Here is a 24,686-nt window from a genome sequence, read left to right on the forward strand (position 1 = left end):
CATGAGACTACACAACAAAAAATATTGGGCATGCGCACTCCTCCTGACAGCGCTTCTGGGTGCTTGTAAAGAGGACGATATGACCGTGGGCGAAGGCTCGGTGCAGTTACGGGTCAGCGTCTCGGACGACGTCACAGTCGTCACACGGGCCGTCGACTCGGGCATCTACGCCACGATGCAAACCCGCATTTACAGCAGCAAAGGGCTCATTCGCTACTACGACGCCGAGACTCCCATGCCGCCTACCCTCAACCTGGCCAGCGGAGCATACCACGCTTTCGTCCTGGCCGGCGACTCGGTGCCCGCAGCGTTCAACACACCTTACTACACGGGCTCGACCGACTTTACCGTGCGGGGGGGCGAAACGACCTCGGCCAGCGTGACCTGCACCATTGCCAACACGCTTGCCACCGTGGCCTTCGACCCCAGTCTGGACGAGGTGGTATCGAACTACAAGGTGAAGATTTTCACCACCTCGGGCGAACTCTATTTCACCCCGGCCACGGTCGACTCGGTGGGCTATTTCCTGTTTGACACCCGAAACCGCAGCCTGGGCTGGACCTTCGAGGGAGAAAAGACCGACGGTAACAGCTACACCCAGTCGGGCATTGTAGAAGATGTGGCCCGAGCTACCAAATATGCCTTCACCTTCAATTTCGACCCCGAGAGTGCAGCTACCGGCGGCACCTTCCTCGACGTGAAGGTAAACGAATCGACCGTCGACTCGACACACAACGTGGTCATCACCCAGCGGCCGCAGATTGTAGGCGACAAGTTCAACCTCTCCGACCCGCTCTACTACGAGACCAACGGAGGCAGCGAGACTGCCTTGTGGATCAATGCGGCAACCGAACTGAAACGGGCCTGGATTTCGTGCGACAAACTCACGGCTCTGGGATTCCCCACCGACTCGGTCGACCTCCTCGGAACCGACGAGGCCCTCATCGCCGAGTTTCAGTCGCGGGGTATCTCGTGCCAACACACCTACCAGGAGGAGAAAGACCTCTCCAACGCCAAGATTACCCTCGCCGACGGCTTCGTCAAATCGCTCCCGAGCGACGAATACACCTTTACAATCCAAGCGGTGGACATGAGCGGCAAGGACAATACCGCCACGCTGTCGATTGTCGTGTCGGACGCCATTGTGGTGACCGAAGAGCCCGAGCGGGCCAGCATCTGGGCTCGCCGAGCCACCCTGCTGGGCACGCTGGTAAAGGCAACCTCCGAACCGCTCTCGTTCCAATACCGGCAGACCGGTACGGATAGCTGGACCTCGGTTCCCGCCACGCTGTCGGGGTCGAGCCTGTCGGCCGAGGTAACCGGCCTTACCCCGGGTGTTACCTACGAGTACCAGGCAGTCGCCGGCTCTCAGGCTTCGGTCAAGACGGCCACCTTTACCACCGAATCGGCCACAGCCCTGCCCAACAGCAGTTTCGAAAACTGGCAAACCCTCTCGTCGAGTGCCATGGTGCTCTACGGGCCCGGCGAAGAGATGTTCTGGGACAGCGGCAACCACGGTTCGGCCACCCTGAGCAAAAACGTAACCACCCCCGACGAGACCTACAAACACAGCGGTCGCTATTCGGTGAAACTGCAATCGCAATTCGTAGGGGTATTGGGTATCGGTAAATTTGCCGCCGGCAACCTTTTTGTGGGTCAATACCTGCGCACCGACGGTACCGACGGCGTGCTCAGCTTCGGACGCCCCTTCACCTCGCGTCCGACCAAGCTGAAAGGTTACATCAAGTACAACCCCGGCACCGTCGACTATTCCAGCACCTCCGAACTGGCCAAGGGGGCTACCGACATCGGCAGCATCTACATTGCCATCGGCGATTGGAGCGAGCCTATCGAAATCCGCACCAAAGACAAGAAACTGTTCGACAAGAACGACGAGAAGATTATCGCCTACGGCGAATGGGACCTCACCAGTGCTACCCAGGGTGCCGACGGCGGATTGCTCGAATTTGAAATACCTCTCGACTACCGCTCGCTCGACCGCATACCCAGCTACCTTGTGCTGGTGGCCTCGGCCAGCAAGTATGGCGACTATTTCACCGGCAGCTCCGGCAGCACCATGTGGATTGACGACTTAGAATTGATTTATGAATAAACTTATCTATCCCATACTCGCCCTGTTCCTGTTGATTCCCGGACTCGCAAGAGCCGAGGAGTTCGACCGGGGCATCGTGCTCAACACCTTCATACCCAAAGGGCAATGGGTGGTGGGGAACTCCATCTCCTACTCGGAGTACAGCAACAACAACTACCAGTTCCTCGTCATCGAGGGCATCGACGGCATAGGCTACAACTTCAAGATAAGCCCCATGTTCTGCTACATTGTCAAGGACAATCTGGGACTGGGCGGCCGGTTCGCCTACGAGCGCAGCCTCACCAAACTTAACAGTGCCTCGATACAGATTGGCGACGACCTCAACTTCAACGTCGACAACGTGTACAGCCTCAGCCACACCTACTCGGGCATGGCCATCATGCGCAACTACATCAGCATAGGCAACAGCAACCGGTTCGGCCTCTTTAACGAGTTGCAAATCAATCTGGGAGGAGGTGAGTCGAAGGTGGTCAACGGCTCGGGCGACGCGCTCACCGGCACCTTCGAACGGTCGTTCAACCTCAAAATCGGCATTGCGCCGGGACTGATGGCCTTTATCAACGACTACACCGCCATCGAGGTCAATGTGGGCGTACTGGGTTTCAATTACAGCCATGTGAAACAGACGACCGACCAGGTCTACACCGGCAAGCGGTCGCAAAACTTGGCCAATTTCAAAGTTAATATCTTCTCATTGGGCTTAGGTCTCGCTTTTTATTTATGAAAAACTGGAAATACATACTCATTCTCATCGGCATAATCCTTCCCGGGCGGTCGCTGCTCCACGCACAGGAGCTCGACTCGACAGCCGTGACTCCACCCGTGCAACAAACGGTTCCCCTGACGGCTCTCACCCCCGCAGTGGCGGTCGACGAACCCGACACCATTGTGGAACGACGGGGATTCAACCGCAAGAAATACAAGCGGGGATTGCGCAACTACCTGTTCATACCCAAGAAGCAGTGGATCATGGGTCTCACCCTCTCGCACGGCGAGTTTGACAGCAAGGACAACAACCTCCTCATCTTTGTCAAGGATTTCAATTTCAAGGGCAACATCACCACACTCAATCCCTTCCTGGGCTATTTCATCAAAGACAACGAATGTATCGGTATCAAACTGGGATACAGCCATCTGAGTGCCAACCTCGACAACCTCAGTATCGATATTGACGAGGATATGCAATTCAACCTGAGCGACATGCGCTACCTGGGCGAGACCTTCTCGGCCTCGATTTTCCACCGAGCCTATATCGGCATCGACCGCAACAAACGGTTCGGCTTTTTCAACGAAACCGAACTGGCCTTCTCGAGCGGATCGAACCGTTTCGTAAGGGGCTCGGACGAGAACCTGCGCAATACCAAGACTACCACCTCCGAAATCAAGCTGGGGCTGAACCCGGGCTTCTGTGTCTTTATCATGAACAACATCAGCACCAGCGTCTCGTTCGGCGTAGCCGGTCTGCGCTACGGCACCATCAAACAGACAACCAACAACGTGGAGACGGGTAGCCGCCGGTCGAGCGGTGCCGACTTCAAGCTCAACCTGTTCAACATCAACATCGGCATGTGCCTGCACATATAGAATGAAAGTCATGCGAAAATACAGTTTCTACATACTCCCGTTCCTCGCTACACTCCTCTTCGCGGCGTGTATCCAGAACGACATTCCCTACCCCCGCATCAAGGCTCAAATCCTGTCGATTTCGGCCGAAGGACAGGTGGGTACGGCCACTATCGACAACGCCACCCTCACGGTGAGCCTCGAACTGGCCGACACCGTGGACCTGCGGCGGGTACACATCGAGTCGCTCACCGTGACCGAAGGTGCCACCTCGACTCTGCCGGCCGACTCGACTATCGACCTGACCCAAAGCTACTCGCTCACCCTCTCGATTTATCAAGACTACACCTGGACCATACAGGCCACTCAGAACATCGAGCGCTCGTTTCGGGTCGAAGGGCAATTTGGCGCACCCGTATTCGATGTTTACAACCACCGGGCCGTTGCCTATGTGAACCAGGATGCCGACCTGTCGAACATCAAAATTACCGAACTGGTGCTGGGCCCGGCCGGGATAACGACCTATTCGCCCCAAATCGAGAATATTACCGACTTCTCGCTGGGTTACCAGAAGGTGATTGTCACCTACCACGGCATCATGGAAAAATGGTTCCTTTACATCGTACCGTCGGAGAGCGAGGTATCGACCGACGGGGTCGATGCCTGGACCAACGTGGCCTGGCTGCACGGCAGCGGCAAGGAGGGGGCTCAAAACGGTTTTGAAATCAAAGAGGCTGCGGCCGAAACCTGGGAGAAGGTGCCCGACGAATATGTCACCCACGACAAAGGCTCCTTTACCGCCCGCATGATACACCTAAAAGCCAACACCACCTATATGTGCCGCGCCGTTTCGGGCGACCTTATCGGCAACGAGGTGACCTTCACCACCGGTTCGGCTACCGAACTGCCCAACGGCAGCTTCGACTACTGGAATCTGGCCGGCAAGGTGTGGAACCCCTGGCCCGAGGGTAGCGAGAACTTCTGGGACACCGGCAACAAGGGGGCCACGACCCTGGGCGACAGCAACACCCAACCGACCGACGACACCTGGTCGGGCACGGGACAGGCGGCCAAACTGGCTACCAAATTCGTGGGTATCGGCTCGCTGGGTAAGTTGGCTGCCGGCAACATGTATGTAGGCAACTACATTCGCACCGACGGTTCCAACGGCGTGCTCAACTTCGGGAAACCCTTCACGCAACGGCCCACCCGCCTGAAAGGCTACTTCAAGTACACCACGGTGCCCATCAACAAGACCAACAGCGATCTGACGGCCCTCATGGGACAACCCGATACCTGCCAGATATACATCGCCCTGGGCGACTGGAGCGAACCGGTAGAGATTCGCACCAAACCGAGCGACCGCAAGGTATTCGACAAGAACGACCCGCACGTCATCGCCTATGCCGAGATTTCGTCGGGCGAATCGGTACCCGAGTACACCCCCTTCTCCCTCGAACTCGAATACCACGACACCTCGCGCGTCCCCACCTACATCGTGGTGGTCGCTTCGGCCAGCAAGTATGGCGACTACTTTACCGGCGGTGACGGCAGTGTGCTCTTCATCGACGACTTCTCGCTCGAATACGACTACTGATATTCCTACCCGCTTCTGCGGGTATCTCCATAAACAAGCAGCCCGGATTCCATCAAAGGAAGCCGGGCTGCTTGTATTCTCACATATCGATACCGGGCCGTCACAGCAGTCAGTCCACCCGGGCGACCCGGTATCTCTCTGGCTAAAAAAAAGAAGAGCCGCTCCCGGAGATTCCGGTACAGCTCTTCTCGGCTCATATTGATGATGCCTCTCTCGTTTCCAGATCATGCGGCAAGCCCTACCCGGTATCGTCTCGGGGCCAAAGAGCTTCCGCCCTGCGTTCTATCGCTTGGCTTTAGCCTTGGCCGGTGCATACTTGATGGGGACCCGCGGACGCTGCATGGCGCGCACCACCAGCCACACCCCGGCAATGACAAACGGAATACTCAACCACTGCCCCATATTCAGCGTCATCGACGCCTCGAAAGCCACCTGGTCATTCTTGATAAACTCAATCAGGAAGCGCGACAGGAAGGTGCCGATGAGGAAGGTGCCGAAGATAAGCCCCTCGCGCTCCTCGGCATTGCGACGCCAATACAGGTAGAGCAGCAGCCCGAAGAGCAACAGGTAGCACAACGCCTCGTAAATCTGTGTCGGGTGCGACGGAGCCGTGAATATCGGCTCGGCTCCGGCCATCCACTGCGGCAGATTCTCCACAAAGCGGAATCCCCAGGGCAACGACGTTTCGTGCCCGTAAATCTCGTGATTCATCAGGTTGCCCGTGCGGATAAAGGCGGCCACCAGAGCTACCGGCACGACCAGACGGTCAAGTGTAAAGAGCATGCTGCGATGCGTCACCCGGCGGGAATAAATCCAGATGGCAATCAAGATACCGATAGCCCCGCCGTGACTGGCCAACCCACCTTTCCAGATTTTCAGAATCTCGATGGGGTGCTGCGAATAGACGTCCCACTCATAGAAGAGGCAATGCCCCAGGCGCGCCCCTATAACCATGGCCACAACCACGTAGACAAAGAGCGAATCGAGCCACTTGACATTCAACTGCTCGTGACGAAACATGCGGTCCATCATGCTGTAACCCACGATAAAGCCGATAGCGAAAAACAGCCCGTACCAGCGAATCTGGATAAACCCGTCGTACAGCGCCGGGCTGGCTGTCCAGGTGATAAAGTCAGTAATCATACCGTTGTAAAAAAACAATGCCCTGCCCGTGCAAACACCCGGGCAGGGACAAAGATACATATTTGTCGGAGAAAACAAGAATCGCCCTCCCCGATTCTTTCATTACATTATACCAACCGGCGCACCAGTTCGTCACGGTCGCCATACAGCAAGTCGATAATAGGAATCTCGATGAGCGTGTAGCAACCGGGGCGCTGCAACATGGCGGCACGAGCCGTACCCACCAGAATCTGCGCCGTCAAGGCCGGGTTGTTGATAGTCATGTCGAACTCGAAACGCTGGTTCTGCGTCTTGCCCGATACCCCTTTGCGCACCATGTTCACCCCGTGACCCATGTCTTTGAGAGCATCAACACTCTCGACCTGCATCACGTGAGTCTCGTCGTGGGCAAAGTAGTCGTCGCTCTTGATGGCGCGGGCCACCTCGTCGAACTTGTACCCCTCTTCAAGCTCGATGTAAACCATGCGGCGATGAATGCCCGTGCCCAACGGAATCGTCATCGACAAGGCAGCCTTCACACCGGCAATCGCCTTCACGGCTACCGTGTGACCCATGCTCATGCCGGGGCCGAAATTGGTATAGGTAATCCCCTTGGGGGCACAAGCCTCCATGAGCGTGCGCACCACCGAGTCGGTACCCGGGTCCCAACCGGCCGAGATGATGGCCACCGAGTTGTGCGCCTTGGCCTGTGCGTCGAGCGTCTTGCGCAAGTCACCTATCTGGGTGTGAATGTCGAAACTGTCGACCGTGCGGATACCCTTTTCGAGAGCCTTCATGGCATAATGCTCCACCTCGCGCGTAGGCGTGCAGAGAATAGCCACATCGACGGCTTCGAGCTCGTCGAGCGACGTAACCACCCGATAGGGTGTCAACTCCATCGGCACCTCGGTAACCCGACGGCGCACCACTCCCGCAATCTCAAAGTCAGGAGCAACCTGCAAGGCCTCCAATACAAAACGGCCTATATTGCCATAACCTACGATGGCAGCTCTGATTTTCTTCATATCTTTTTCTTATTTACGTTTTGGGGCATAAAGATACAAAAAAGAGCGTGAAGAATAAAACCTCGCCCTCGGGAAAAGAGCAATTTTTTCTAAATACAATCCATAACCTTATTACAAAATAGAGGAAGACTTTACCGCCTTCCTCTATACTATCATTTATCCCTTGGGGGGATATGGATCATTTCCATAGCTATTTCGATCTCGTATTTGTCCATTAGGTCGATGAATAAACAACTCCGACTTTTGATTTTGGGCAATTTTACGTGCTATCTCAATAGCTTCCTGTTGGGTATGCGTAACTACCGACACGCGCCTGTTTCCTTCTCCTCGAATGGCCCACAGACCATTATGAGGTACAACATGTTGATTCTTTCCCATACCCATTTCAAGCTACTTTATTCCATAGAGTAGAGTATTCAGAACAAGCATTGTTTATTATTCCCAAGGAAGGGGAAATGTCCAGTGGTGCCGGATATATAATATCGTCCATCACATCGACAAAGAAACAATGCGCATTGTCTACAATCTCACCCGGTTCGGCAACAGATTTCTGCAAATAGTAAGATAACAAGGAAGCTGCTAAACGTCCGGCTGTAAAATTCAATTTGTTTTTGACAATACGGAATTTTATAGCACCTACATATCGATTCCCATTATCTTCCCAACGCATGATCAGGTCTGGAGCAACTGTAATTTGAACACCTGCACATAGACAATCCTTATTCTCCGGTTTTGAAAAGCTACAATGAATTTTACCTACTCTGCTGGGAAAATTTATGCCGATAAAGTGTCTCAGTGCAAGAATCGAATTTTCAACATTATTCCTTGCCCACTCCGAACTTACGCTTCGAGATTTCAATCTTTTAATCGCATCATAGATGCATTCCTCATTGAAATCTCCTTTTACATAATTTTTCATAGCAACTCTTGCCGTAGCGTATGGAGCAACTTTGAATATTGAGGGCTTCTTTTGGCCTTTCACAATCGATATTTTTCGACGCTCCGTCGCTTCGACGAAAGCAATCAGGGGGTTTATCGAAACCTTTGGGGTTGAAAAAATATTTATCATCAAATTTATATATTTATAAATTTATGCGGCCAACCCTCTTGCAAAAGTCAACAAAATATTGTACCTTTGCAAAAGAAAACAGAAACAGAAATAGAGACAAGATGAGCAGTCTTGTCGTATGCGTTGGGAGCGCTTATATTATTTCTATCTCTGAAGGATATTTTGGCTGCAACTAAAATATCCTTTTTTTATCAATCCATTTTTATTCTATTTTTTCTTTCTCGGCAATACTCTTTTTATCATTTTATATACTTCCATTTCCTTATATTTTGGTTCTCTCTTTAAATCAAATATAATAGTATTAGATTCAAAATCGAGGCCCAACTCTTCAAAAAGGTGCTTGGTATTTACATAATAATACATACCTGCCTTACACACTTTAAACGCGTTTGGTCCAGATTTGCTTACATCGTTTATTAAATACAAAGCATCTTTTTCTTGATCATCTCTTGCAAATTGCACAGCATCTACCTCATGCAATCGCAATTGCTTTGCCGTTACATCCGTAAAACCGAGCCTACCGGTTTGTTGTATCGTACATTTAAGCCTTCCGCTTGACTCATTATTTTCATATAACACAAGTGCCATATCTCTATTTTTTTGTTTATGCCACAAATATACACAATCTTAAACTATTCTCCAAATTTTTCTCAATAAAAATATTTTTCAGTTTTCTATATTTATAATAATACTGTTATAATCGCTCAACAAACTTAAATCTTGCATCTTTCAAACTACAAACTCCTATATAACATTTTCTCTTATTCGTAGTTTATCTTTTTACTTACTTCTCTAGTTTCAGGCTGGGTAATTCTTCTACCATTTCTACGGTTTGTACCGATACGTTGATAATACGTAGCAGCAGGTTGAAAATATACTTCTCGTCGTTGTGTTCACGATCCCAGTCGTTGGGGTCAAGAATGGAGTCGTTCATCAAAATTTACTCACCATCACGAATCCGTTATCAATCGAGAAAACATATCGTATATTATCCCTATATTTTGCAAAGACTCCGGACTATTTATTGTTGATTGTAATAAAGTTCCTATTTCCCAACCGTTGTGCCTGCCGGAATCCCGGCAGCAGTTATACAAAAAGGGCGCAAGCTCCGTTGTTCATTCGTCTTCAAGGCTCTGGTAAAGCCACACACAAAACAAACAACAAGCTCACGCCCACCGATAAAAAGACAAGCTCCAAAAATTTTTCCCAAACCCCGTCCACAAAATACCATTTCCGCCGTCTTAAAAAAGAAAGGTTCCGCAACCTCAGGTTTGCACATCTTATCTAATTCATGACACAAAAACACCATCGAACTATGAACACTCGTACAAAAACGGCTTTTTGCTTGCTGCTCTCGACCATACCGTTTTTCTCTCCCGCCTTGGCACAACCGGCACAAACGCCCAGCGTCTACGCCGATTTCAATTTCAACCGCAACGACTCCGACACCGATAACTGGATTCAATCGATCGAGGTTGTCTCGCCGGCTCCCCGCTCGGTCATCGACCGCGATACGACCATCGTCGTAAAGGCTCCGGGCATGACCCGACTGTCGGCCCGCTGCTGGCAGCAACCTTCGGCTCAGAATCCGTGCGGCTGGGGGCACGATGTCAATCTCGTAGCCAACGGCACACCAATAGCCGACGACTCGGGAATCACTTTCGAGTTCCCAGCCCGGCAATTCCCCTACGGCCCGGTCAACATACGGTTGTATGGCCAAAACGAAAAGGGCGAACAGGATATTTTTGAATTACAGTTCTACAACACGGCCGGCTCGAAATGGAACTACGGTATACCCGACACGGTTCCCATGCAGGCCCGGGGATTAAAGCTCGTCTTTCAAGACGATTTCGATAGTCCGCTCTCCATCTCGAACGATGGACGCAACGCCCGCTACTGCGCCCATAAGCCCCGCTATGGCGATTTCAGCGGCTGGCCCTTCGCCGATGTCGACGGCGACGACAATCCGTTTGAGCAGGTAGATACCTACCTGCGCATCAAGGCCCGCAAACGTCCCGGCAGCGCGGGCAGCACCGGACTCATTTCGTCGGTCAACATGGACGGAGAGGGATTTTTCGCACAGGCTCCCTGCTACCTCGAATGCCGCTTTACCGCCCAGTCGGCTCCGGGCACTTGGCCAGCCTTCTGGACACTCACCAGCATCGACCGGGGAATCAACGGCGACGAGCTGGATATTATCGAGGCCTATGGAGGCGTGGGGAAAGGAAATCCCAACCACCCGGGCTACTCCATCACCAGCCACTTTTGGGGCCAGAAAAATCCCGACGGAAGTGACAAGCAACGGTTCAACCGACGGGTACCCATACAGGAACTGGGCGGTAAGTCCTACTGGTCGACTACATTCCACACCTACGGACTTTATGTAGGAGTCGACGAAACAGTCTATTACTTCGACGGCATCGAGGTACTGAGGCACCCCACCAACGAAATCTCGAAGACGAAGCCCCTGTTCTTCCTCATCAACTACGCCATCGGCGGGATAAGCGGGTGGCCTATCGACCTGCAACGGTTCGGCAATGCCTCCGACATGTATGTCGACTATGTGCGGGTCTTTGCCCAAGACTCGATCGACTACTCGATACCTCTTCCTTCCAAACCATAAAGAATCATCACCATGAAAAAAAGTATTTTCCGCTGCGGGATATGCGCCCTTATACTCGGCTTGTGGGGCTGCCAGCCCGACCGTACGGTCACCTTCGACTTCGACAGCAACAAGATTGTCTCGGGCAAAAAGATTGCCTTGAAAGAGATTGCACCCGACCTCCCGTCCGATTGGAGCGACTACGACTATGTCACTATCGAATTCCGATCTACCACCCCCCAACGGTTTCAATTAGGATTCACCACCGACCACGGATATAACGAGTTGCGGCTCGTCTCGTATGTGGCCAATGGCTGGAACAAACTGGTGATCCCCCTGCGCTTTTTCAGAGAGTTACCTACGGCACGCCACGACATCGCAGCCACCTCGAACCAGCCCCGCGTAACCGGCTGGATCAATCTGGGTGGACAACGGGGCCCTTTGACGGGGGTCGACTCGATAGGCATACGCATGCGGGCACCCATCGGCAACCCGCAAATAAAACTGCGCTCCATAACCCTCTCCAAAGAGGATCCGGGCGACCGCTATCTGGAAAAGGTCCCGGCATTCGACCGGTTCGGGCAATGGAACCTGGGCGACTTTGAGGGGAAAATCCACTCCGAAGAGCAGTTGCAACAGGAGTGGGACCAAGAGATAAAGACCATCGACGAGGCCGACGACTTCAACTACTCCCGCTATGGAGGCTATAAAGACAAACGGGTGGCAGCGACCGGATTTTTCAGGACTCAGCTCGTCGACGGTCGCTGGTGGCTGGTCGATCCCGACGGCTATCTGTTCCTCTCCTACGGGGTCGACTGTGTAGCTCCGGCCGGTGACACCTATACCAAGAACATCGACCAATGCACCAACCTGTTCCAGGAGCTGCCGCCGCGCGAACTGTTTGTCGAGGCTCCCGGCGTGTCGCCTCAAACCAATGCGGCCTCGTTCGGCATCTGGAACCTGTTCCGCCGCTACGGCGAAGACTACATCGACCAGGCCTGCGAAATGACCTTGAAACGCATGGACAAATGGGGCCTCAACACCATCGCCAACTGGTCCGATCCCGAAATCTATGGCCACAACCGAAAGGCCTTTATCATTCCCCTCGGAGAGATTGGTTTTGAGAACGAACTGATGGGACTCATGGACGTATATGAACCTCGCTTCCCAACCCGAATAGACGAAGCGGTAGCGCGCCAGGTAGCCGACTACAAAGATAATCCGTGGCTCATCGGCTACTTCATCGGCAACGAACCGGCCTGGGTCTCCAAGGAAGATCGGCTCTGCACGCTCATTCTGAAAGGGAACGACCGTCCCATCAAGGCAGCATTACAAACCTATTTACAGCAACAGGGCGACACCCCGCAATCGCGCAAGGCCTTTATCTATACCACCTTCGAGAAGCTCATGACCACCATTTCGCAAGCATTGAAAAAGCACGACCCCAATCACCTGAATCTGGGTATCCGCTACGGCTACATCGAACAGCTCGACGACGAGCTGCTGCGCATCAGCAAGGAGTCGTTCGATGCCCTCAGCTTCAACTGCTACGCCTTGGCCCCCGACCCCAGCAAACTGGACCACGCCTTGAAAATATCGGGACTGCCCATGATTATCGGCGAGTACCACTTCGGTACCGTCGACCGGGGACTTGCCCAATCGTTGTGGCAGGTCAACAGTCAGAAAGAGCGGGGCGAAGCCTTCCGATACTACACCGAAAACGCATTTGCCCACCCGGGCCTGATCGGTACCGGCTGGTTCCGATGGGCCGACCAAAACATCAACGGCCGTAACGACGGCGAAAACTACAACTGCGGATTTATCGATGTGACCGACCGCCCCTACCCCTATATGGTCGAGGCTGCCATAGCAACCGCCCACTCGCTCTACGACATACATGCCGGGACAAAGGCTCCCACAGACAAAGCACCCGAGGCTGTGGGCCATTCACCCATACCCGACCTGTGGGATTAACTGTCACCGGGGAAAACCAATGAGAAGATATATTTTATCGCCCCGGCAACGCCCTCCCGAACAAAGCAAGTTCAAATCTTACATCGGTCAAAAACATTCAAGCAGATTCCAATCACTTCCGTTCATTATCATCGCGAAAGCCATGCCCCGGATATTTACATCATATTCGGGGCTGGCTGTTTTTGCAGCAGACCTTTACGAAGGGTCCCTTTGCCTCACCTCGTCTGCTCCGGCATGGTGCACAAGGGTAATACCGAGGAGAGGACTTTACGAAATCAGACCTGAATTTTGTCGACTAGGCCGACTTCTTAATCAACAGTCAAAACAGGGGAAAACTAGTCTTCTCCCTTAGCCACCCTTTCCCCGAGGAAAAGTGTATAAATAAAAAGAGTTTCTCCCTTGGGAAGAAACTCTTTTTACAAACTCAAATGATATTTGGAACGTGGAGTATAGCGGACTCGAACCGCTCACCTCGACACTGCCAGTGTCGCGCTCTAGCCAGATGAGCTAATACCCCTTCTGCTGATTTGCGCTGCAAAGATAAGTCGTTTTTTTCAACCTCACAAGCATATTCCGTTTTTTTCGTCAAAAAAATTATTGTTTTGCAGGTAACTCACTACATGTAAAAGGTTTACCTTCTCTCCTGTTTTTCGACTACGGTTCCAAGAGTATGCCCTATCCTGTCCTATTCCTCCCACTCGGGCCCATTGAAAAGAGCCGCCCCGGGAGATCGTTCTCTCCCGGGGCGGTGTGATGCGTGGCTCTACGCCATGCAGGTATTTGGTTTTTATTTCACCACAGGCACAAAGGTAAACCCGAAGCGGTAGGTGTCGAGCGGCAACCAATAGGCCGGCAGTACGCCGGGGCCACAGGTGGCGGTACCCACACCGGTCTGAGCGGCATCAAGATGCACGGTGACGGTGCCGTCGGGTTGCAGTTCGTTCACATGGGTAGCGGCATCGATGCAGGTATCGGTGTATGGCAGGGCGCTAAACTGGAAGGGTTTGTCGGCCGTGACCTTCCAGCCGTTACCGGCCTCGTCGCACAGCGTAGCCCAACGGGTATCGGTGCGGTTACCGGTAGCCTGAGGCACCACGTAACAGTGGAACATCTCGTCGGGACTGGTCTCGTAGATGGCAATCTTGCCGGCAAGACGGTCGACGTAGGTCTCCATGTCGCCCCGTCCCAGATAGGTCACCCAGCGACAGTTCCCGGCCGGCATACCGAAGGTCAGCCCCACACGCGGCAACGATTTCACCACCATGGTATCGGGCGTGAATACGGTATTCACCGTCAACACTCCTTTGCGGTCGATAACGTAGGAGAGACTACCCGTTCCTATCGTTTTCCCCTGGCCGTTGGTGAGCAATACGGCTACCTCGAAACCGTTTCGGGTCGGCTCGATCGAGGTCACCTGTTGCGACACCGTCGACAGGCCGGCCTTCTCCCACAACTTGCCACTGGTCTTGTCCTTCTTGTCATTCTCGGTCAAAGGCCGGTAGAGCGAAATCAACAGCGGACGGGCCAGCATCTCGGTGCCGTCGTAGGTATATGATACCAAGGCGCCGGTCTCGGGCGAAACAGTGGCCGATACCCGGTCGTTGCTCCACGTATAGCCGTCGCGCTTCAACGACCGCCCCGAGGGCAGATTGACCTTCGCCTCATATCGGGGATTGGCTTCGAGCAGGAACTGGTCGTAGGCCACCTCGTCGGAGGTCTTGATGAAGGCCGTGGCCTGGTTGGGAGTCCAGCTGAGGTTCAGATAGGCCTCCCGAGCGTCGCGGGGCAGCTTCACCTCACCCAGCGTAATCGCTACCGTCTCGTGCGGAGCGCAGGCGGTTACCCGCTCGCCCTGCGCCACAACGGTACCGTTGTCGGCCGTGACGTTCCAGTGCAGGGTATAGGCGTCGAGGTCGGTAAAGTCGTGCCAGTTCTTTACCGTGACGGTGAGGTTGTCGGCATCGGTGAGGGTCGACTTGATATATTGGTACACATGCTTGACAGCCAGGAGATGGGGGTGCGGCTCGCGGACTGCGTTGACCAGACCGTTGCAGCAGAAGCTGCCGAACGAGGGGATTCCCTCGGGTCCGTAGTCGCCGCCGTAGCTCCAATACCAGCGGCCCTGGTCATCGACCTCGCGGAACGACTGGTCTACCCAGTCCCAGATGCAGCCGCCCTGTGCCATGGGTTCCGACTCGAACACCTTCCAATAGTCCTGCAAACCGCCCTCGCTGTTGCCCATGGCATGGGCATATTCACACAGTATAAAGGGACGGTAGATGTCGGGCTGGGCCAGATAGGCCTTTATCTCGTCGATGCTGCGGTACATGCGGCAGTAGATGTCGGTGTTGAAATTCTGTTCGGCACGCTCGTACTGTACCGGCCGGTTAGTCTCGACCGATTTGAGCCACCGGTAGGTCGCCTCGAAATTGCTGCCGTTGCCGGCCTCGTTGCCCAACGACCAGATCGATACCGAGGGGTGATTCTTGGTGCGTTCATACATGCGGCGCGTGCGGTCCATGTGCGCCTTCAACCAAGTGGTATCCTTGGCCAGCGTAGCCGGGCCGTAGCCCATGCCGTGCGACTCGATGTTGGCCTCGTCGATGACGTAGAGGCCGTAGAGGTCGCACAGGTAATACCAATAGGGGTGGTTGGGATAGTGGGCACAACGCACCGTATTGATGTTGTGCTGTTTCATGAGCTGTATATCTTTCAGCATCAGCTCCTTGCTCACCGTGCGTCCCCGGTCGGAGAACTCGTGGCGGTTCACCCCCTTCACCAAGACGGGGACTCCGTTGATGCAGAAGCGTCCCTCCTTGATTTCCGAAGTCTTGAAGCCTACGGTGCACCCGGTGGTCTCGACTACCCCGCCGGCTCCGTTTTGCAGATTCACCACCAGCGTATAGAGATAGGGGTGTTCGGCATTCCAGGGCTGCACGTCGGGGATTACCCGCTCGAAGGTGACGATGCTGTCGCCATCTACCCGACGGGCGTCACGGGCAACCACCCGATTGTCGGCATCGAGCAGTTCGTAAGCCACCGTGGGTTGCTCGGCATCACGAGCGCCCCCCACATGCACGGCAAGAGACAGTTCACCGTCCTTGTATTGCTGCCGGTCGAGCGGCGACACCACCTTGTAGTCGGCAATATATTGTTGCGGCGTGCTGTACAGATAGACATCGCGCTCGATGCCGCTCAGCCGCCACATATCCTGACATTCGAGATACGAGCCCGCGCTCCAGCGGTAAACCTCGACGGCCAGGACATTCTCGCCCGGTTTCACCCGGTCGGTCACGTCCCACTCGGCCGGAGTCTTGGAGTCCTGATTATACCCCAGCAACTCACCATTGAGCCACACGTAGTAGAACGAGGTGACCCCTTCGAGGCACAACACGATGCGGCGACCCTCCCACGACTCGGGCACGGTGAAGGTGCGCCGGTAAGAACCCACCTCGTTCTCGGCATAGGGTACCAGCGGCGGATTCTTCTTGAAGTTGAACATGGGGTCGTCAAACTCGTAGGTCTCGTTCACATAAATGGCCGTACCATAACCTTGACGCTCCCAGTTGCCTGGCACCTCGATTTCGTTCCAGTTGCCCACATAGTAGTCGGGACGATAGAAATCGGCCGGACGCGTATCGGGGTTGCGCACCCAGTTGAATCGCCAGGCGCCGTTCAAACTCATGTAATAGGGCGACGACTCGCACGCCTGCTCGCGAATGGCCTCGACATTGCCCGCTTCATAAGGCCACACATAGGCATGGGGAGTCAACTTGTTCAGCCCCGTGGCGTATTGGCTCTGCCACTCGGGCTGATTGCTTTGGGCCTGCACAATTCCGGGGAAAAACGCCAGGAGGCAGAGCCCTGTCCATATCATTTTCTTCATGGTCTCAAAAAGTATAGATTAAAAAAAATTATTCTTTTCACATCATTCCAACGGAAGCCCTACCCGACCGTCCTTAATGGCGTTCAACTGCCGGGACAGCTCCTCGACAACCGCCGGGTGACGGTTGGCCACGTTGTTCTTCTCACCGAGGTCGTTGTGCATGTCGTACAACTGAGGGTCGGGACTGTTGCCGGTCTCGATACCCACATTGCGGTTATAGGGACTTCCCTTGCCCGGTTCGATATATTTCCAGTCGGCCGTAATGATCGACAGGTTATTCTGGGCATTCTGCTCCACCAGAGCGGGACGGCCCAGAGGGTCTTTACCCAGCCAGGCATTCCAGTAGTTCTCACTGTCGGGAGCGGCTCCGGCAGGTATCTCCACGCCCAGCAACGAGGCCAGTGAAGAGAACCAGTCGAGCTGGCAGACCAGCGCATCGGAGACCGCAGGCTCCACATGTCCGGCCCAACGAAGAATACACGGCACCCGCGTACCGGCCTCGTACGAACTGTACTTCCCTCCGCGGAAGGGTCCGCCCGGTTTGTGGTTACCCAGCAACTCGACCGCCTGGTCGCGATAGCCGTCGTCGACCACCGGCCCGTTGTCGCTCGATAGAATCACGATGGTATTCCGGTCGAGTCCCAGCCGTTTCAGCGTGGCCATCACCTCGCCCACACTCCAATCGAACTGCAACAGCACATCGCCTCGCGGCCCCATACCCGACTTGCCTGCAAAACGGGCATTGGGTACCCGGGGCACGTGGGCATCTTGCGTGGCGAAATAGAGGAAGAAGGGGCGGTCCTTGTGCTGCTCGATAAAGTCGACGGCCTTGCCGGTCAACTCGTCGGCAATCTGGTCGTCCTTCCACAGGGCCGACTTGCCGCCCTTCATGAATCCGATGCGCGAGATGCCGTTCACGATACTCTGGTTATGCCCGTGCGAAGGGAGCATGGTGAGCAACTCGGGGTTGTTCTTACCCGTAGGTTCACCGGGAAAGTTCTTCTGATAACTCACAAAAATCGAATCGTTGGGATCGAGGTTCACCACCCGACCGTTCTCGACAAAGACACAAGGCACCCGGTCGCCCGTAGCGGCCATGATGTAGGAGTAGTCGAACCCGATATCCGACAGATTGGGCGAAATGAGTCCGTTCCAGTCTTGTGTCCCTTTCTTGTCGCCCAGCCCCAAATGCCACTTACCGATGGCTCCGGTCACATAGCCGGCATCGCGAAACATATCGGCCATCGTATAGCGGTCGGGGCGGATTATCATACCGGCATCGCCATCGGCAATACCTGTACCTTCACGTCGCCAAGCATACTCGCCGGTGAGCATGGCATAACGGGCCGGTGTACTCGTTGCCGCCGCACTATGGGCATTGGTAAACCGCACCCCCTCGGCGGCCAACTGTTCTACATGAGGGGTACTGATGGTTTTGGCTCCGTTGCAACTCAAATCGCCATATCCTATATCATCGGCATAAATGAAAATGACATTAGGGGTAGCCGACTCGGGAGCCTCCCGCTCGGCGGCCTGAGCCGAAATGGGCAAAGGCAAGGTAATCAATGGAACAATAAACGGTATCGATTTTATCTCTTTCTTCATGATATTCATGTATCAATTGCTCCTCGTCGTGAAGAGAGAAGCGCAATTCTATAAAAGTTTGTGTGTGTCCTCGCTACCTCTAATGGATAGCGAGGAAAGGCTTGTTATTTTACAATCACTTCGTCGAAATACATCCAAATCTTCTGCCCCTCGCGGACATCGCCTTTCGGGCAGACTCCCGGGTTCTTCACCTCAAACCGCAAATAACGGGTCTTCACATCGAGATTGTCAAACAGGGCATCTTCGACCGCCGTGCGATTGGCAAATATCTCTTCGGGAGTGTAGACGATTTCGCCTATTTGGCGGTAGTTCTTCTTGTCATTCGAGACCGACAGCCGTATGACGGCGGGTTTGTGAACCGCCATACCCGAGTTGGTAATGCAGCCGAGACTCACCTCGCTCACCGGTGTCTTCTTACCCAGGTCGAGCACAAACGACGCGTCCTGGTCGTACCAGCCCGTCCACTCGGAATCGGTGTGGCGCAAGCTGCCCCGCACGCCGTTGGTGAGTACATAGCTGTTTTCGTTGGACGCAATCACCGGCTTGCCCGTAGCCAGGTTCCACTGCAAGTCGAGAGTCAGGGTCTTACCCATTTGTACGCCCTGGGCAAAGGTTGCAGCTTTGACACAGGTAGAGGCATCGACCGTAAACGAGTCGTCATAGCGTGGCGATGCAATCGTGGGTTCGGTACCGTCGCAGGTATAGTGTATCTCCACATCGGGTCTGATGCACGAGAGCATTACCCGCAACCGCTTCTTCTCGGGGGTAACCTTATGGTCGATGTTGTACATCGACCGGGCACAGGTCATACCCAAGGTCTCGACATGGGGCAACACCCGGTCCAGCCGGGAGAGAAACGCCGGCCAGTCTTTCGTCCCCTTTTGGGCCCACGCCACATCGGCCAGAGCCAACAGCCGGGGGAAGAGCTGATATTCCACATCGGCAGCCGAGCTGCAAAACTCGGTCCACATCGATGCCTGCACCCCCATGAGCAACGACTCATAGGCGGGTTTCCAATCCTTCTGTACCGGCTCATAGAGGTAGACGTCTTTCAACGTATTGTTCCCGAAATAGGTCACCGGTTCGAACCATTGCGGTCCCTGATAGCGAATGAGGTAAAGAATCCGGGCCGGCGTCATAATGAAACGGTGTCCCTGTTCGGCAGCTTTGAGTGCCGCCTTGCCCATGCCTTGCCAACCATAAATGATAGCTCCTTCGGGCAGCGTGCTGTTGGTGAGTTCGTCCCACCCCATCACCTCTTTGCCTTTGCTGCGCACATAGTTGCTCATGCGGGTCATGAAGTAGCTTTGCAGCTCCTCGATATGTTCGATGTGCTCGGCCTTCATGCGGGCTTGGCATTTGGGACAGCGGGCCCAGTTTACTTTCGAGGCCTCATCGCCTCCCAGGTGAATATATTTCGAGGGAAAGAGCTCGACCACCTCGTCGATGACATCTTCGAGAAAGGTAAACACGCTGTCGTTCCCGGCACAATAGACAATCTCGGAGTTCTTTCCACCGATACCCGGCAGGACTCCGATAAAGCGGTCCTCCACGGGACAGGCCAGTTGCGGATAGGCTGCCAGCGACGAGTTGGTGTGCGCCGGCATCTCAATCTCGGGAATCACCTCGATTTGCCGGTCGGCGGCATAGCGCACAATCTCCCGAATGTCGTCCTGAGTATAGAATCCGCCTTCGGTAGCCTCCTCGCCCGGCTCTTGGTTACGCCGGTTGGGGAAGGGCTCGTCGCGCTTCACCCGCCAGGCTCCCACCCGGGTGAGCCGGGGATATTTCTTAATCTCTATACGCCACCCGTTGTCGTCGACCAAATGCAGATGCAGTTTGTTGATTTTCAACATCGAAGCTACTTCTATGATTTTCAGCACATCGGCCTTGGGGATAAAAAAGCGTGACACGTCGAGCATGAGCCCCCGGTATCCGAACCGGGGTGCATCGTTGATGGTCATCACCGGTATCCGGCAGAGATTCCGGGCAATGGGTTCTCCCCCCTCGATGACCGACGGGAGCAGCTGACGCAGAGTCTGCAAGGCATAGAAAAATCCGGCATCGCCCGATGCCTCTATCGCCACATGCCCGGTCGTCACCGACAGGCGGTAGGCCTCATCGGCCATCGACGCAACGGTCGTGAACTGCACATCGGCTTCGGGAGCACCCACCTCCACCCCGGGCAAAAACCCGGCCGTGTGGCCCAGCAGGGCGACAAAGCGCGATGCCAGTTGCAACTGCGACTCACACTCCACACCGATGGTCGTTGCGGGCGTAAAATAAAAATAGCCGCTGTCCACCATATATTCCATAGGGGCCGGTATCACCGGCAAAACCGGCCTGTCAGCCGACTGTCCCGCCCAAGCCGAAAAGGCCAGGCTCAAAGCGCATACGATTCCTATACTTCCAATCTTCATACCCCAATCCTCATTTATTCGTTAATAGGAAACTCGTTCAAGATAGGGTCGTCGTATTTTATCTGCAACCGCTTCAACTCTTTCTTCAATTCGCGGGTTATCTCCTCGGTACCCTCCTGCCCGTAGATATTGTGCATCTCGCAGGGGTCGTTCTTCAAGTCATAGAGTTCCCACACGTCGATATCGTTGTAGAAGTGAATGAGTTTATAACGGTCGGTGCGCACACCGTAGTGACGTTTCACCATGTGCTCGGCGGGGAACTCATAGAAATGGTAGTACATCGAAGTGCGCCAGTCGGCAGGCGACTCGCCCCGCAACAGCGGAACCAGCGACTCACCCTGAATATCGTCGGGCACGGTGACCCCGGCCAGTTCGAGGAAGGTAGGCGCATAGTCGATATTCTGTACCATCTGGGGTATGTCACCCCGCTTGTCGAGCCCCTTGGGCAGGTGCATGATGAGCGGTGTGTGCATCGACTCTTCATACATGAAGCGCTTGTCGAACCACCCATGCTCGCCCATGTAGAAGCCCTGGTCCGACGTGTAGACCACAAGCGTGTTGTCGAGCAGACCCTCTTTTTCGAGATAATCGAGCACACGACCCACGTTGTCGTCGAGCGATTTCACCGTCTTGGCATAGTCGCGCATGTAGCGCTGGTATTTCCAGTGAACCAGATCCTCGCCTTGCGGATTCTCCTTATAGAACTGCTCGATGATGGGGTCGTAGAAGCGGTCCCAGGCAGCCTTCTGCACCGAGTCCATGCGGCCGTAGAACTGCTCGTACATCGATTTCAGACGGCTCTCCTTGTCGGGACGCAACATCTTCAAATCGTAAATCAGGTCCATGTCCTTGGCAATGCTCATCTCCTGGGCGGCTGCTGCCAGGCGGCCTTCGTAAGTATCGTTGAAGGTCTCGGGATACGGGAACTCCTTATCCTCATACAGAGCCAGGTCGCAGGTATCGGCCATCCAGTTACGGTGTATGGCCTTGTGGTGGATAAAGAGACAGAAGGGTTTGTTCTTGTCGCGCTTGTTTTGCAACCAGTCGAGACTCTCGTCGGTGATGATGTTGGTTATATAACCGTGTTTGCGCACCGTATCGTTGTTCTGTGTAATGAAATCGGGGTTGTAGTAGTCGCCCTGCCCCGGCAGAATCTCCCAGAAGTCAAATCCCGTAGGCAAGGTTTCGAGGTGCCACTTGCCCACGATGGCCGTCTGGTAGCCGGCCTGTTGCAGGAGCTTGGGCATGGTCTGCTGCGAACCGTCGAACTTGCAGGTAGTGTTGTCGGTAAAGCCGTTTTTATGACTGAACTTACCCGTGAGCATACAGGCCCGACTGGGTCCACTCAGCGAATTGGTCACAAAACTGTTGGTAAAACGCACGCCGTCGCGGGCAATACGGTCGAGATTGGGCGTCTCAATGTAACGGGTATCGTAGCAACTCATCATCTGAGCCGTGTGATCGTCGGTCATGATGTACACAATATTGGGACGCTGAGGCTCTTTGTTCTGCTGACAAGAGACCAGACTACCTACAGCGGCCAGAGAAGCTACGGTATAAAACCAATTAGAGTCTATCGATTTCATAAAAACAAGCATATACGGTTGAACAAAATATTAATTTTTCAAATATAGCGAAAGGCGAGCGCAGAGACAAACCAAAAACGTAGTTTTTAGCGTTTGGCTATGCCGAGCCGCATCCTATATTATTATGAAAATATAATGAAAGAAAATGTGAACAGCCCTGCAAAAGCCGAACAATATTCAGCGGGTCTGCTCCCCTCCAAACAGGTATCGTTATTAACAAGATAATGAATGGCCCGGCCCATGCCGGGACCACTCATTATCTACCTCACAATCAAAATCAATACCCATAATTTTGATCGGCTGCGGAGAGGCCGTCATTGGCACTCAGTTCAGAGTGCGGGATAGGCAAATGCAGATTCTTCTTCAAGAAACTTTCGTCGGTAACCTTACCATAGAAGGTAGCGTCGGCACCGAAATAACGGTCGCGGAAACGCTGGTCGGGGTTGTTGTGCTGAGCTTCACCCTCGCAGTGCTCATAGGTGATGTGATGACGATTCACGATTTCGAGCGCCTTTTTCAACGTCTCGGTTCCGCCCCGGCGTATGTCGATATACATATCGGGCTCGGCGGCCAACTCGAACAGACGTTCATAGAAGATTTTGTCTCTCACCTGGTCTTTCGTCAGGTCGGCGGCAAAGTCGGCCGGCTGAGCAGCCGCAGGAGTCACCGAGTTGCGAGCACGGCTCAACACCTCGTTGACCAGCGAGATGGCTCGTCCCGTCTGGTCGAGTTCGTTATAGACATCGGCCATGAGCAAGAGGAAGTCGGCATAACGATACAGAATGATATTATTGTTGCTCTGCTGGGCCTGACAGTTGAAATCAATCTGTTTCTTCCACAGCGGCCAACCGGCATGGTCACCCACCGAACGGGCAAACTGCTGTACCAGATTGACTACCGTATGTTCGCCCGTCGTGGTATTCTCGGTATAGAACTGCTCCTGCAAGGCGGTCAACTCATCGATGGTAGGATTGGTAGGGTCGGCCATCTGGTCATACGGGATATAGGCTACGGCATCAACCACACGGTTCGTCGATTTGGTCTTATAGCTCTTATAGGGATAGGTATAGACCGAGTCGCTCACATAGTGATAGGAACTACCGCTCTTCACATCGTACCAGCGGGTGAGGAAAGTGGCATCGTAACGAGGGTCGCCCGGATAGGTTCCCCGGAAGAAGTCGTGGAACGCCTTGGTAGCACGAATGCGCTGATAGGCGGTTCCCGGGGTTGCATTATCGGCCGCAAAAATCCAGTTCATACGATTCCACGAATAATCCGAAGCCGTAGTAAAGTTGATTTGAAAAATCGACTCGGGCGAGTTCTGCACATGATTGACAAAGAGGTCGGCATAGCGGCTCTGCAAGGAGTATTTGCCATACACCATATCGCACCACGTTTTGGCATCGTTCAGATAGGCTTTGCGTTGAGCCTCATCGAAATCGGGATTGCAGGAGAGCAACCAGTTCAACTTGGCCAGATAGGCAGCCACACCCATCTTGTCGATATATCCGTCGATGTGCTCGCCATCTTCGGGCAGGTTGTCATAGGCATATTTCCAGTCGATGAAAATCCGGTCTACGACATCGATGAAAGGCGATTTCTTCATCGACACCGCATCGGAACTTGAAGGATCGATGCGCAAAGGCACATCGCCCCACATCATGGAGAGGTAATAGTAACACAGACCTCGAATAAACGAAGCCTGAGCCGTATAATTGGTTTTCAGCTCGTCACTCAACGTACCGGCATTCATGTTTACGATAAAAGAGTTGCACTCCTGTATTGCCTTATACAGGCCACGCCAAGCCCACAACAAGGCATCGCCGGCAGGCAAGGCATTCAACGAAGCATAGCGGTCGGCCTCCGAACCGTTGGTCTGGCTCCACGACAGTCCCGACGCTCCTACCGACATTTCATAGAGGCCCTGCCCGAAACAGTCCTGCGAGGTAAGGTATCCATAGCAGGCGTCCAATGCCTGTTCGGCCGTCTCCTGCGAATCGAAGATGACGGTGTTGTCCATCGAATATTTGGGGTTCTCTTCGAGCCAGTCTTCACACGCGGTCATCGACAGGCTCACTACCCCTATTGCGAATATATATTTTATCAATTTCATATTCTACGCTA

The 24,686-nt window shown here is 53.9% G+C and carries 17 protein-coding genes and 1 tRNA gene; 6 read left to right on the plus strand and 12 right to left on the minus strand.

All coding sequences use genetic code 11. The features are described 5' to 3' along the window. The first annotated feature begins 1 nt into the window (after window position 1). Genes BARVI_RS02865 through BARVI_RS02880 form a run of 4 tightly spaced genes read left to right on the plus strand, consistent with a single transcriptional unit; the run spans window position 2 to window position 5,273 of the window. Window positions 2-2,113, plus strand: coding sequence for a PCMD domain-containing protein (locus BARVI_RS02865; protein WP_025277780.1), 2,112 nt, complete (start codon window positions 2-4; stop codon window positions 2,111-2,113). Then, window positions 2,106-2,837, plus strand: a complete 732-nt coding sequence (locus BARVI_RS02870) for a hypothetical protein (protein ID WP_025277781.1) — start codon at window positions 2,106-2,108, stop codon at window positions 2,835-2,837. Before BARVI_RS02865 ends, BARVI_RS02870 begins: the two co-directional genes overlap by 8 nt. Further along, window positions 2,834-3,697, plus strand: a complete 864-nt coding sequence (locus tag BARVI_RS02875) for a hypothetical protein (RefSeq protein WP_025277782.1) — start codon at window positions 2,834-2,836, stop codon at window positions 3,695-3,697. The genes BARVI_RS02870 and BARVI_RS02875 overlap by 4 nt, the downstream gene beginning before the upstream one ends. A 1-nt stretch (window position 3,698) precedes the next feature. Further along, window positions 3,699-5,273, plus strand: coding sequence for a PCMD domain-containing protein (locus BARVI_RS02880; RefSeq protein ID WP_025277783.1), 1,575 nt, complete (start codon window positions 3,699-3,701; stop codon window positions 5,271-5,273). A 282-nt stretch (window positions 5,274-5,555) separates the two neighbouring features. On the opposite strand, the gene lgt is transcribed toward BARVI_RS02880, so the two are convergent. The 6 genes from lgt to BARVI_RS13325 form a co-directional block, all read right to left on the minus strand. After that, window positions 5,556-6,413: a prolipoprotein diacylglyceryl transferase gene (gene lgt, locus BARVI_RS02885; RefSeq protein WP_025277784.1), complete on the minus strand. Its 858-nt coding sequence runs from the start codon at window positions 6,411-6,413 to the stop codon at window positions 5,556-5,558. 110 nt (window positions 6,414-6,523) lie between these two features. Next, window positions 6,524-7,420 (minus strand): diaminopimelate dehydrogenase, encoded by an 897-nt coding sequence (locus BARVI_RS02890; protein WP_025277785.1) that lies wholly within the window; start codon window positions 7,418-7,420, stop codon window positions 6,524-6,526. 156 nt (window positions 7,421-7,576) lie between these two features. Then, the gene (locus BARVI_RS02895) at window positions 7,577-7,804 is read right to left on the minus strand and encodes a DUF2188 domain-containing protein (RefSeq protein WP_316929392.1); all 228 of its coding nucleotides are present in this window, start codon (window positions 7,802-7,804) and stop codon (window positions 7,577-7,579) included. A gap of 1 nt (window position 7,805) precedes the next feature. Beyond that, window positions 7,806-8,489 carry a hypothetical protein gene (locus BARVI_RS02900; RefSeq protein WP_025277786.1) on the minus strand — a complete coding sequence of 228 codons (684 nt, stop codon included), beginning with the start codon at window positions 8,487-8,489 and terminating at the stop codon, window positions 7,806-7,808. A 207-nt stretch (window positions 8,490-8,696) separates the two neighbouring features. After that, a complete protein-coding gene (locus BARVI_RS02905; protein ID WP_038534497.1) occupies window positions 8,697-9,077 on the minus strand; it encodes a hypothetical protein in 381 nt (126 codons plus the stop codon). Between the two features lie 196 nt (window positions 9,078-9,273). Further along, a complete protein-coding gene (locus BARVI_RS13325; RefSeq protein ID WP_157232501.1) occupies window positions 9,274-9,423 on the minus strand; it encodes a hypothetical protein in 150 nt (49 codons plus the stop codon). 381 nt (window positions 9,424-9,804) lie between these two features. Here BARVI_RS13325 and BARVI_RS02915 point away from each other — a divergent pair, with 381 nt between their 5' ends. Both BARVI_RS02915 and BARVI_RS02920 read left to right on the plus strand, forming a co-directional pair. Beyond that, window positions 9,805-11,112 carry a glycoside hydrolase family 16 protein gene (locus BARVI_RS02915; protein ID WP_025277789.1) on the plus strand — a complete coding sequence of 436 codons (1,308 nt, stop codon included), beginning with the start codon at window positions 9,805-9,807 and terminating at the stop codon, window positions 11,110-11,112. Between the two features lie 12 nt (window positions 11,113-11,124). Next, window positions 11,125-13,065 carry a hypothetical protein gene (locus BARVI_RS02920; RefSeq protein WP_025277790.1) on the plus strand — a complete coding sequence of 647 codons (1,941 nt, stop codon included), beginning with the start codon at window positions 11,125-11,127 and terminating at the stop codon, window positions 13,063-13,065. A gap of 443 nt (window positions 13,066-13,508) precedes the next feature. Here the strand turns inward: BARVI_RS02920 and BARVI_RS02925 are convergent. The 6 genes from BARVI_RS02925 to BARVI_RS02950 all read right to left on the minus strand — a co-directional run bounded on the left by BARVI_RS02925 (window position 13,509) and on the right by BARVI_RS02950 (window position 24,675). Continuing rightward, window positions 13,509-13,582: transfer RNA gene (locus BARVI_RS02925), tRNA-Ala, on the minus strand. Window positions 13,583-13,852: 270 nt separating this feature from the next. Then, complete coding sequence (locus BARVI_RS02930; RefSeq protein ID WP_025277791.1) at window positions 13,853-16,951, minus strand: glycoside hydrolase family 2 TIM barrel-domain containing protein; 3,099 nt, start codon at window positions 16,949-16,951, stop codon at window positions 13,853-13,855. Between the two features lie 42 nt (window positions 16,952-16,993). After that, window positions 16,994-18,556: a sulfatase family protein gene (locus BARVI_RS02935; protein ID WP_025277792.1), complete on the minus strand. Its 1,563-nt coding sequence runs from the start codon at window positions 18,554-18,556 to the stop codon at window positions 16,994-16,996. 104 nt (window positions 18,557-18,660) lie between these two features. Next, window positions 18,661-20,976 (minus strand): beta-N-acetylhexosaminidase, encoded by a 2,316-nt coding sequence (locus tag BARVI_RS02940; RefSeq protein ID WP_025277793.1) that lies wholly within the window; start codon window positions 20,974-20,976, stop codon window positions 18,661-18,663. Between the two features lie 14 nt (window positions 20,977-20,990). Continuing rightward, window positions 20,991-22,562, minus strand: coding sequence for a sulfatase family protein (locus tag BARVI_RS02945; protein WP_025277794.1), 1,572 nt, complete (start codon window positions 22,560-22,562; stop codon window positions 20,991-20,993). Between the two features lie 277 nt (window positions 22,563-22,839). Further along, the gene (locus BARVI_RS02950) at window positions 22,840-24,675 is read right to left on the minus strand and encodes a RagB/SusD family nutrient uptake outer membrane protein (protein WP_025277795.1); all 1,836 of its coding nucleotides are present in this window, start codon (window positions 24,673-24,675) and stop codon (window positions 22,840-22,842) included. Between the last annotated feature and the right edge of the window lie 11 nt (window positions 24,676-24,686).

The sequence above is a fragment of the Barnesiella viscericola DSM 18177 genome (assembly GCF_000512915.1).
In the GTDB taxonomy this organism is placed as follows: domain Bacteria; phylum Bacteroidota; class Bacteroidia; order Bacteroidales; family Barnesiellaceae; genus Barnesiella; species Barnesiella viscericola.